Origin of the sequence: Lentzea flava, assembly GCF_014648475.1 — a bacterium.
GTDB lineage: Bacteria > Actinomycetota > Actinomycetes > Mycobacteriales > Pseudonocardiaceae > Lentzea > Lentzea flava.
In genome coordinates, this window is the sequence record NZ_BMRE01000105.1 from 1 (window position 1) to 12,100 (window position 12,100).

General features: G+C 65.7%; 3 protein-coding genes. 2 read left to right on the forward strand and 1 reads right to left on the reverse strand.

Features of this window, described 5'->3' with window-relative positions; genetic code table 11:
- The coding region (locus IEZ09_RS44995; protein ID WP_229813542.1) for a hypothetical protein at positions 1-9,203 on the reverse strand (9,203 nt) is incomplete at its 3' end.
- A 1,002-nt stretch (positions 9,204-10,205) separates the two neighbouring features.
- Between IEZ09_RS44995 and IEZ09_RS45000 the strand changes: the two genes are divergently transcribed.
- Positions 10,206-10,592 carry a hypothetical protein gene (locus IEZ09_RS45000; RefSeq protein WP_189259988.1) on the forward strand — a complete coding sequence of 129 codons (387 nt, stop codon included), beginning with the start codon at positions 10,206-10,208 and terminating at the stop codon, positions 10,590-10,592.
- Between the two features lie 241 nt (positions 10,593-10,833).
- Positions 10,834-11,604, forward strand: a complete 771-nt coding sequence (locus tag IEZ09_RS45005) for a hypothetical protein (RefSeq protein WP_189259989.1) — start codon at positions 10,834-10,836, stop codon at positions 11,602-11,604.
- The last annotated feature ends 496 nt before the right edge of the window (positions 11,605-12,100 follow it).

Genomic DNA, 12,100 nt, shown 5'->3' on the forward strand with positions numbered 1-12,100 from the left:
GAGACGACGGTGTAGGTGCCGGGTTGTGCGTCGCGGTTCCGGAAGGCGCTTTGCACGATGTTGACTTCGCCGGGTGCGCCGAAGAAGACGCCTTGGACGTTGCCGTGTTTGTCGGGCAGTGGTGTGAAGATGAGGTCGGGCATGCCGGTGTCGTCGGTGGCGAGCAGGTCGTCCAGCGGAACCGGACTGTCCACAGTGCCCGCTGGGCGAACCGACGCCGCGACGGGTGGCTCACCTGGCGGCACCGGGTTCACCGACTGACGTACACCAGCCGGAACGCGACGGTCGCCCAGATAGCTGCCCAGCCCGTTCCTGTTGATGGCGAACAGGGAGCGCGAATGATCCGTAAGGGGGACGAGCTCCTGAGAGTTGTTGTACTGGCGGCCGAACGTGATGTACCGGACGAGTGGCGCCAGCTGTGGATCAGCGGCGATGTAAGAGAGCGCGGCGTCGAGGATCATCTCCGGCCGGGGGTGCTTCATGATCGCCTCTCGCACGGAGATCAGCATCAGTTCGCCTGGCCGGTTGTGCAGACCGCGGATCAGGGTCTGCGTGACGCGCTGGGTCAACGCCAGCGTCGATGCCCTGTCCCACGTCCGTGGCGGTTCGGGCCAGGTCTCCAGCCACGTGCCGGCGCTGTCGATCCGGAACCCGTTGACACCCGGAAGTTCGGTGGCGTCGTGGTAGCCGATGCGGCGGGCCAGACCCTCGAGCATGAGTGGACCTGAGCGGTACATTGTCGAGTTCCGCCGCACCCGAGTCCGCGGATTGTCGAAGAAACTTGGAGGCAGGTCGGTCCAGTCACGAGGCATGAGACCGGCTTGCGGCAGCGAGTACCGCTCGCGTAGCTCCGCTTCCCAATGTCTGCCAATTGGATGGTTGTGCGGGATCACCATCACCGAGTGGGTGAACCTTCCGCGATCTGAGATCACTGCCCAGGCTTCCGGTGAGTCGATCACTCGCTGCAGATCACCCAGATCGACCGGCACGTCATCGCCGTCGAGCCAGATTCCGCCGAACCGCATCGCCACGACCTCGGCCCGGACCAGGTCGCTGGTTTGGCCGTGTCCCTGTCGGCTCTGCTTGGCGCGCTCTGTGGCGGCGGCCTCCTGCAGGCGCATCGGTGTCTCGGAGTTGAACACCTCGTCGATGTTGACCAGCGTGATCCCGTTCTGCCGCGCCCAGCGCAGCATTTCGCGGACGTCATGCAGCTCGTCGAGGGAACCGTCGGCGGGAGGGAGGGTCGCGTCGGCACGTTCGAACTCCACCCTTGGCACATCGGTCCACAAAACGGTGTCGACCAGATGCCCCGCGGTTCGAGCAGTCTGGGTGATGCGAGCGATGTGGCTGATCGCGCCCCCAACGGCGCGGATCGGGCCACCACCCCAGAACCGGTGGAACACCAGCGGCAGTTCGACGTGTCGTGGCAACCGTCCACTGCCTCGAGGTGACCAGCCACCCAGGGACAACGGATCGCGCGGACTGCCGGCGAGGACGCGGCCGCGGTCGTGTGGCAGCGCGGCCGCGGTCAGGTCCGCGGCGGCCGGGCGTGGCGTGCCGGGGGGCTTCGCGAGGTTGAGCGCGCGCAGGAACGGGACTTGCTGGTCCGCGCTGAGCGACGAGGGGGTGTGCCCGCGGAGGAAGTCCGGCGGTTCAGGGGCATTGCGCAGCCCGAACGGGTCCGGGCCGAGGAACCTGTTCTGCTCGGTGGGCCACGGTGCTGGTCGAGCGTCCGCGGCGGACTGCTTCAGGTCCTCGAACAGCTGGCGAGTGGAGGTGTAGTCGCCTGGCGCAGGGTCGTCGCCGAGAACGACGCTCTTCGGCGCCCCGCCTTCTGGTTCGGTCGCGAGGTCGAAATCGGATCCAGAATCCACGTCGGACAGGCCGGTTGCCTCGGCGGTGTTCGACCCCGGTCCGAATTCGGTGGGTGGTGCCGGTTCGAACCTCGAGTGCTTCGCCGGGCGCTGTGACTCGTCATTCGACGAATCCAGGTCAACGCCGGTCCCGTCGATTCCTTCATCCTCATTGGACACGACAGGACGAACGAAGCCCAGACCCTCCAGGTTGACAAAGCCAGTTGACCCGCCTGAGCCCACGCCATCGCCGGAATCGATGCCCGCAACGCCCTGGTGCGCGAAAGCGGAATCGGCGCCGACGCGGAACTCGTCCCTGATCGCGGCCAGCCGGGTCATCCCCTCCTCATGTGTCAGGGCTGTTTCCCCGCTCGTGACGAATCTCTCGTTCTCCCCGATCTTCGGTGGGGTTGCAGCGCTGGAGGCCAGGTCGTGATCGTGGAGCCCGGGATGCCCGGGATGCCCGGGATGCCCGGGATGCCCGGTTGCCTGGTCGTCCGCATCACGCGTCCCGTGGAGGGCCACTCTGGTCGGTGACTGACCAGAGGTGGACTGCGGGCTCGACGCCCTGGCGGCGGAAGACTGTGGGCGGGAGGCGTTCAGCGCCGCGGTCCACCGTCTGACAAGCGGGCCAAAGGCCTTCACCAGTCCGGGCATCGCGGCGACGAAGCCGCTCGCCTCCAGCAGTGCCAGTTCCTTCTGCCCGAGCTCAGCCGGGGGCAAGTCCACCTGGACCGACCAGCCGAGGGGGGCGCCTGCGGGCACGCGAAGAACCTGAAACTCCATGCTGATCTTACTCGGATCCTGCTGGAGCCCCAGCCGACTCAGCTGCGCCGCTTGATCGGCCATCTCGTTGTAGAGGATCTCGGTGATGGTGTCTAAGCGCTCGTCGTCCAGCCGCTGTCCGGTGATCGTCATACGCTCGGACCGTTTGCGGTACAGGGTGACGCGGAACTTAGGCAGGTCCGCTCCGTTCAGCTCGCACCACCATGCCACCCGCGCGACCTTGACCGCCATGTCGGTCAGCGCATCCTCGTCGCCGTCGGCGAGATCAAGCGTGCTCTGCTTGAACTTCACCTTGACCGGAGAGATTCGCTCCGGAGCGAGGTCCGCCAGCGGCACGTCCGGCAGTGGCGCGGCGGGATCCGGTGCGACCTCGGTGATCTTGCCGCCATCCATGATCGTCCGGGTCGCGTTCAGGGTGTTGACGCGGACCTGTTTGTTGGAGGCGAACATGGGGACCCTGGTGAATGTGTGCCGTTCCCATCCGGTCCAGAACCGGTGCGCTGTTGTAGGGCCGCCGGCGAAAGGCGTGTTGACGAGACACACCGACAGGAACACCGGCAGCGGCATCCCGGAACGAAGACTGGCCTCCGCATAGGCCTCGGTGGCGGCGACGACGCCGGCCATCGCTTCTCCGTCGAGGGTAGTAACTGCGTCGCCGTACTGGAGCGGCCGGTCGGTCTGCAGGGCCACCGCGAACGAGGTTTCCGAGCCGTGTCCGTCGACGGTGAACGGCATGACGGGAGCGCCCACGTAGGGCGCCACATAGGGCACGAACTTAGTGATGCTGTTCCCGTTTTGGTCCTTCGTCGTGATGATCCTGAAGTAGAACGCCTGCCGTTCAGCGGTGTCCGCCTGCACGGGCGTCGCCATATGGATTGCGTCGCGTTCGTTGAGCGGCAAGAACACGCCGTGCACGCCGAGCCTTGCATTCGCCATCGCGTAGTTGATGGCCGCAGCCGGCAAAGGAGGCAATGGGGGCAGCGAATAAAATCCGGCGCCGGTCACGGTTATCGAGCCGTCGGGGGACAACCTCACCTGACCGGCAGGACTGTGGATCCATCGCGAGTAGCCACCTGGGAGCATGGACCCGGCGAAGTCGTTGACATCGACGACCGTGCCGTCGAGCGTGACCGGAACGATATTTCGGTCCCGAGGGATGTAGGCAGCCCCGCCGAGCAACAGCCGTACCTGAGGGTCGGATCGCAGCACCTGAGTCAGCTGGTGCAACAAGACCGTCTCGGGGACGTTGTCGTTGCGCTGGACCTGGTACCAACCCTGCCCGCTCGACCTCAGGAACACCATCAGCGGAATGTGGCTTCCCCAAGGCGCCTGCGTCGTCTGCGGACCGTAGCCCTGGTCAAGCTCGTACGACTGCGAGCTCTGCTCGGTGAAGTTGTACGCCCAGGCCTTCGCTTGCTGGAACAACGCGTTGTCATTGGGAGACCGGAGGAAGATCGCGACCGGAAACCGGTCGCGGTTGAACAAGACCTCCGTCTTCAGATCTCCACCACGCAGCGTCGACACCAGCACGAAGGCCGCGTCATTGCCCAACACGAAGCCGTTGTGGGCGATCCGCGGATCGCCTGTCGTCGCGAAGACGTGGTTGAAGTAATTCTCCTCATGCAGCACACCGGCGAGGTCGAACACGAAATCACCGAAGTTGATCCGGGCACCGCCGTCCTTGCCCACCACTATGATCGGAGCGCCGTAGGCGGCCCTCAGTCGTGCCCGGAACCCGGGGTCGGCCAGCAATGCCCGCCCGAACAGCCGCCCGTCGAACTCCAGAGCGGGTCCCCTCGTGGCCGGGATGCGGGCGAACTTGCCGTCCACCAGCAAACCCACCGAGATGACGATCGCGTGCCTCGGAAGACCGAGTGCACCGTTCCGCAACATGCGCGCGAAGTTCGTCACCATCGCGGCATCGACGTTCGTGCCCGGTGCGGGGAAGGCGAACACCGAGTCCACGGCCACGTGCGTGATGTCCGTCAGCGCGGGAGGGGGGCTCTCCCTGAACTGATCCCCGTGCTGAACCTTCAGCACCGCTTCGTCGGTGAACGAGACTTCTCCCTGCAGGTGGTGGGAGAGCACCGGTCCCACGATCTGTTGGAGCCGGTCGAGGAACCTCGTGTTGGCATCGCCTGTCCCGTACGCCTGGGGATCGTTGGTCGCCAGGATCAGCCGCGGACGGATCGGACCGTTGAACAGTCGCTGGAACATCGACGACGCGGCGGTCAGTGTCGCTACCTGTTCAGGAGGCAGTGGATACGTCCCGCCGTCCGATAGCGGCACGTTGAACACATCGTCCGTGGCGTCGAAAGGCAGCATTTTCGGCAACGTCCAGCTGCCGGTCGTGGCATCGGCCCACGGAGCCGTCGTGTAGTCCCAGTTGGGCTCACCCGAGACGGTCGACTCCTCGATCAGCGTGCGCATCGAGTACTCGCTGACGCGGTCCTGCTTGTCCTGGGAGAGGTTGCTGCGTCGTGCCGGGGTGTCGAAGCCCATGCCGAACTCCCTGCCGTCGGACCGATGCAACAGCATCCACTCGACGTCATCGGGCCGAACGTCGGCTACGAACTCGAACGTGCCGCTGTTCGCTACGACCGCGTTACCGTTCGCGTCGGTCTTCACCGCGTCTGTGGCCGCGGTGACGGAGAAGAACGGACGGTCGCCCCGCAAGGCTTTCGCGAACTCCTTCGCTGCGCATCTCGACGCCTCGGGGTTAGCAGGGTCCAACGCGACCAGACGGACAGGCACCGGAACCTCCTTGGTTCCGTACTTCAGGTAGGCGTACTTGCGGTAGGCGGGCGAGCTCAGCACGTACTTCGCCTGGGTGGCGCCATCGACCAGTTCACCCTCTACGAGGAAACGGTCTCCCCGCATCGTCGCATAGACGTAAAACGGCTTGGGGCCGTCCGCGGGTCCCCACGCGGAGTGAAGGCGCTCCCAGTGCGCTTTCTCCGACGTGTCACCCGAATCGAAGCTGACACCACCGGCCGTATGTGCAGTGGGTCTGTGCTCCGTGCCGGGCGGCCGGAGGTCCACAATGGCACTGACCTGGACCGGGCCGGCGGGCCCTGCGAACGTCGTGATGCTCGGCGCTTGGCTGTTCGTGTCGGTACCGAGCTCGTCGCGCAGCCACGTGGCGATGAACTCCGCCTCCGTGGCGGGGCCGTGCACGGCGATCTCGGGCGGTGGCAATGCCGAGTCCGCGTGCATCTCCATCGCCGTCCGCAGTGCGGTGGCGAACCCGAGCAGATCTGCTTCTGCCGTGGGGTCGGCGAAGCGCGGACCGTTGGCGTCGACGGCGACGTCGTACGAGTGTGTTCGGTGGAGGAGGGACCGTGCGGGTTCCCGCAGCATGGCGTCGGTGTTGATGTCGATGTCCATGCCGTCACCGGGCTCGCTCGTTCCGGCGGAGGTAATCGAGCTGGTGTCATTGCCGCTGTTGCCGGGGCCGGGCGATCCGCTGGCCAGCCCGAGATCAAGCCCGAGTCCATCTGATGGTTGTGTCCCGGCGAACCCGGCGACGGGCGGCGCGGATCGTGGTACGTCCTGACCACGCGGCTCGCCCACGCCGCTTCGTTCGGTGTCGGTGCGAGCATCCGTGCCGGCCAACGACCGGACTGGGTCTTCCCGGGGCGGCGACGGCACCGCCGCCGCGTCGTTCGGCACATCCGGTTCATCGCGCACATCAGTGGGGGGTAGGTCCCGCTGCCCGGTTTCGTCAGTGGTGACCGCGATGCCGATACTTGCCGCCTGCTCGGCGACGACTTCCCTCTCCCAGTCCCGCTTTGCTTCCCACCACTCCCGCGCGGCCTGCTGCTCGGCCTCGACGGCGGCGCGTTCGGCGTCGACGGCTTGCTGGTACTGCTCAAGGTCGCGCGCTGCCACCGCATCCTTGTTGCTCACGAGGTTCGTCAACACATCCCGGCGGTCGATCAGCTCGAGCAGCTGCTGCTCGATCGCCGCCAAGTCGTCCCTGGCTTCTGCCAGGTCGGCGCGTGCTTGGACCTCTTGGTCAGTGTTCAGCTTGGCGGCGGCATGCGACAGAGCAGTGTCGAACCAGAGGCGCCGATCGTCGACAATCCGCCGCACATGCTCGATCTCCGGCAGGATCATGTCCAGTTCCACGTTCGCGGCCGCACGATGTTCCGCCGCCTTGTCCACCGAACGAGATGCCTTCTCGGCCGCCGCTTCCGCGGCCCGTCTCACCTGCTCCGCCTTCGTCCAGGCCTTCCGTTTTTCCGCCAGGTTCCTGGTCGCGGCGACCAGCGGCGGCGGCAACGACCGCCCGGTCATCATGACCGCGTCAGGGTCGTACATCCGCATCTTGTACGCGTCGCTGACGATGCGGTCCTTGAAGTAGGCGAAGTCCTTGCGTCGCGGTGCGGGCCGACGGTACACCCATCTGAACTCCGCGCCGACGAGCAAGGACCGGGTCAGCTTGTCGTCGGGCCTCGACGAGGACGGCGCCATCGGGTCGCTGATCGTCGGGTCGTCCGACTTCACGGTCGGCGGTTCGGTCTCGGGGTGGGACAGCATGTTGAAGGTGTTTTGGCCGGCGAGGTTCTTCGCCGAGATGAAATTCGCCGTGTCCGTAGGGCCGCCGCCCGAACCGGTCGCGACGATCTCGCTCTCGCCCTCGGGGTTGACCTCCACCTCCGTCTTCTTCGAGTTCCCCTTGCGCGAGTGGATCTCGACACTCGCGCTCGTGTCCGCGAACCTGAGATCACCGGCGAACCGGACGTGCAGCTCCAGATCTCCCAGGCCAGGGCCGAGCGGCAGCAGCAGAGGCCCGTTGCTTTCGTAGTTCACCACCGGTGCCATGCGCATGGTCGCGGGCGTGATGTGGGCCCTCAACGCGGCCTCCACGGCCGGAGTAACGTCCACTCCCGCGGCCGTCAGCACCTCTCTGGCATCAGCCCGCTGATCCTCGATCAGGCCGAAGAAGTGCTCGACGAACATGTCGCGGTGACCCGGCAACCGGGGGGCGCGTCTACCGTCAGGCCTCCGCGAGCGCCATTCGGTCATGGTCTGCTCGGTCATGCTGTCCCCGAGAACCTGCCGACCGCTGTCCGAGAAGCCGAACCTGCCGCCACGCGCCGGCTGCGGAAGCGACTCCTCCGGGTTCCTGCTGATGTCGACCTGAACGTCGACCGGAAGCGACGCGAGCGTCGTTCCGTGCCGCTCGACCCGGAGGTTGAGACGCAGCCGCGCTGGATGCACGGCGACAGGACCTGACAAGGCGGCCGACTGGACGTACTTGTCGCTGTTCTTGCTGGACTTCTTCCGCTTGCGTTCGCCGACTGAGCCCTCTACGCCGGGACCCGCGTTCACCTGGCCGACAGCCTTGACATCCGGCGCATTGCCGGGATCGGAGCCGTCACGCTCCCGCAGCCTGAACACCGCGGCCGGACGGATGCCGACGAAAGCCCAGAAGAGCCTCCGAGCCCTGGTCACCTTGGACTTTCGCTCGACGTGCGCGACGACCGAGGCGCGGAGTCCGTCCTTGTGCTTGATCGTGCCCGGCCCCGGTGCCTCCTCGAACTCCGCGTCGAGCATCAGGTCGTAGGTTTGTCCGCTGTACCGATGTTCCAACCGCATCCGGGTGAACTGGCCACCGTTGATGAGAGCGTGCACTCTGCTGTTGGCATCGGACAGGAACTGCTTGATCCGTGCGATGTCGGGATCCTTCGGATCCAGCGTGCTCTTCGGCAGCAGCCGCTCCGCCAGCCCTCGCCCCACCTCCGGATTGCTCGCCAGCGCTTCGCGCAGACCGAGGATGTGGCCGCTCACGTCGATCGGGTCGATCACGCCACCGAGACCGATGGAAAGTCCTTCCGTCGCACCGGGCTGAAGTGACGGCGGCGTCGGGATGGTCTGCGTGGGCTCAGGCGCCGGCTCAGGCGTCGGGAAATTGGCGGGGTCGAGCTCGCGAAGCTGTCGCTCGGTGAGCCACACCAACGCCGAAGCCGGGTGGTCCTGCACCCTGCCCGCGGTGAACGTCTTGTCCTTGGTGGTGCCGAAGGTCAGGTTGTTCTCGTACGCGCCCTCGAAAACCGTGGTCGCGGTGATGTCGACGCGGGTGAGGTAGTGCTTTTCCGGCAGTTCACCGAGGGCGAACTTCTCCCTGTTCTCGATGTCCAGAGTGTTGTCGCGACCACGGGTGATCTTGAAGGGCGACGCGGCGGTGACGATCAGCGCACGCGGGGTCACGTCGTTCTCCGTGTCCGCGATGGTCTGACGATCGCGATGGGTCAGGAGTGGTACGCCGATGACGTAGCCGTCATAGGAATGGCTCTTCCCCGAGCTGCGCGCGACCCCGCTCCAGCCCGAGATCTTGCGCAGCACCTGCTGGTACTCCTCGGCGGTCACCGGGCGGTTCGACAACCGGGGCCGGAAGCTCACCCCGACCGCGCCGTGCAGGTCGTGCACCCGGCGATCGCGCACCACGTGTGGGCCGATCACCGTGGTGTCGCTGAACAACCGGGGGTTCTGCTGCAACTCCTCCGGCGAGAGCTTGCTTGCGATCTCCTGCCTGAAGTCACCGACAGGCGACCGCACGGCCGGATCCCTTGTCGCGTCGGACACCATGTCGACGATGCCCTGCTGCAGTCGCGTGGAGATGGTGATGGACGCGATCTCGACGCCGTCGAAGGCTCGCGACGTGGGAGGCGTGAGCTCGTGCGGTCTCGGTACGTCCTCCAACACGAGGTCGGCCGCGGGTACGGGTTCGGGATGAGCACCTGCGGGATTGAGCGGGTTCTCGGTGCTGAGCAGCACCTCTGGCACGAGGAGTCGGGCTTCCACCGTCACCGGGTCGGGCTGGTTCGGCAACTCGTGGACAGTTGGCGCATGCCTGCCACGCCGCCCGATCGTGATTCGGCGTGCCTGCGTGTTGAGCCGCTTCTCCCACTCGAACCGAGTGGTGATCGCGAACGAGGACTTGAACTCGCGGATCGTCTGTGAGCCGATCTCGCCTTCCGGCTTGAGGCTGTCGCCCTTCTTCCGTTCAACGGTGGACTTCACACCGTACGACTGGTCCAGGCTCTCCGCCACCTTGCGGGAACCGCGGAGGCCGAGGATCAGTATGCCGTCGGCACTGGTCGAGGGCGACCCTCCCAGCGGTCCCATCACGCGCCCCTGGGGACCTGCGCCAAAACCGAAGTCCCTGCTGCGGGACTGCTTGCTGGTCGAGGTGTCCCGCACGGCGAACGCCGACTTGAACTCCGCAGACGAGATCGGGTCACCTTCCTCGATCTTGCCCATTTGCGCACGGACGACGGCCCTGGCTCTGATCTGGTGGAGCCAGCCCGCCTTCTTCAGGGGGATTTCCAGGCCGGGGCCGGTGAGCCGAGTGAACAGACCGGCGATCTGCGTGCTGTCCAGCGCCGTCTCGAGCGACTTGCCGCGCTCGAGCGCGTCAAGTGCCTTCTCGGTGAGCTCACCGTCCGGGATGTCGTGTGAGGTGAACGAACGCGTGAACGCCGATTTCCGGAGATGCCAACCCCGTCTCGGCAGGTTCTCCACCAGAGGCATCAGTGCCCGGCTCACCAGCTCACCCTCGTGGACCTCCTCCACCATCCCCAGGACGGAGTTGCCGCGCTCGAAGTCGGAGGTGCCGAACACCGTCCGCTGATCACCAGTGCGGAAGGTGCGCTTGACCGGAGATTCGCCGATCAGGCCCGCGTCCCTGGCGTGCCGCTGATCCACCCAGTGGTGGCCGGTCACGGTGCCGCGCAGGGTCAACGGCCGGTCCCCCCAACCGGGACGATCGTGTTGGGGGACGGGAAGTTTGCTCAGACGTCGTCGTGGACGCCCGACCTGACGAACCTGGATGTCGTAGACAACCTGGTAAAGGACACCGTCACCCTCGCCGGACAGCTTGCGTTTGGCCGCGTTCGTCCTGGAAATGGTCTCAGTACGCCCTCGCTCGTCCTGCACGGAGAGTGACGCGCCACCCGCGACGGCCCCGAACCCAGGTATCCCGGTACCGCCGCCCACGAATCCGGAAACACCGAACTTTCGACTCACCTCGCTCTCGTGGGAATGCTCGAAAGTCGACTCCTCACCGTGTGCGAAACGAATGTCCTTCGTGTTCTCGTCGACACGCACCCACTTGGCGACGGCACGCATCTGGAACATGGTGCGGTGCTGCCGCCACTCGATCCCGCCCCGGTTCGTCCCTCGGAAAATGACCGGAGAGTCCAGCCAACCGTCATCCGGGTTCGCATCGCCGTCGTACACGGCCATGTTGACGAGCTTCTTGATGAAGGTGTCCTCGCCCATGAACTGCTTGATCGCACCACGTCCCGTGGTTCCGTACCCGGTCGCGTTCCTGTACCGCGGTCCCAACAGGGCGACGACGATCTGGTCCGTGAAAGACGGCGCCGTGGACGTCTCCGATCCTATGTTCACCACGGCGTCCCACGTCTGGGCGTGCGCCGGAAGCCTTGTCAGCCTGGGTCCGCCCGTGAATTCCGCGCCCAGCAAGCGGTTCCGGTCTTTGGTTCGCACCGGGACGATGCCGATCTCCGACAACTGCCGGGCACGCGTGGCCTCGTCCTGGTCAGGGTTCTTCCGACGATCGACCCTGAGGACCTCCGTACCGGCGTCGATCTGCGTCCCGTGGTTCAGCGGCATCGCCAGTGGAACGGAGCCTTTGATGATGCTGCGCTCAGGTTCGCTGGGGGGACTTACCACGTTGCCGGAGTCGTCGAGGAGAGTTAGTTCCATCTCGAACGGCACGGTGAACTTGGCATACGTGTCGAACTGGATGCCCGTCGACTGCCCCAGCTTCTGGCTCGACTCGCTGCTCGTCACCTCGGTCGGTGCGATCGGCACCGACGGCACCACCCGGATGACTGGACCAGGCATCGCGGAGTACTGCACGGCCGTCGAAAGAGTGGCATCACGCTGGTCGGACGTCGATGCGGACGTGTCCAACTTGGAAGAGGTTGTGTAGCTGCCTTCGAAATCTCCTTTGCCGGACGCGGTCAGGTCGTCCCACTTGAACTGCTTGTGCTTCACCCTTAGCTCGTAGAACCTGCCGTCGCCTTCGACGGTGACGCGCCACCCGTCGTGCCCAAGGGCGATCTTGTAGTGGTTCTTGAAGATGTCGGAAATCTCGCCGAACCCCTTCCACCTCTTCACATCGGGAGCAATGCGACGGAGGTGTTCTTCGATGTTCGGTGCCGCATTGCCTGGCCACACCACGGGAGCCGCTTGCTGGGCGTAGCCGAGTGAGCGGTTATGCCTCAGGTTGAACGGGAGGCTGGCGCGGATCTGGTCAGCCAGATCCGTCTCTTGCGCGTTGTCAGGCTGAGGTGCCGGTGCCGGTGCCGGTGCCGGTGCTGGTTGTGGTGCTGGTGCTGGTTGTGGTGCTGGTGCTGGTGCTGGTTGTGGTGCTGGTTGTGGTGGGGGTTGGCTGGGAAGGTTGTTGCCGTGTGCTGGCGGTGGTG

Coding starts and splice junctions, on each gene's coding strand:
- IEZ09_RS45005 (WP_189259989.1), top strand. CDS start 10,834: ATGACCGGAGAGTCCAGCCAACCGTCATCCGGGTTCGCATCGCCGTCG.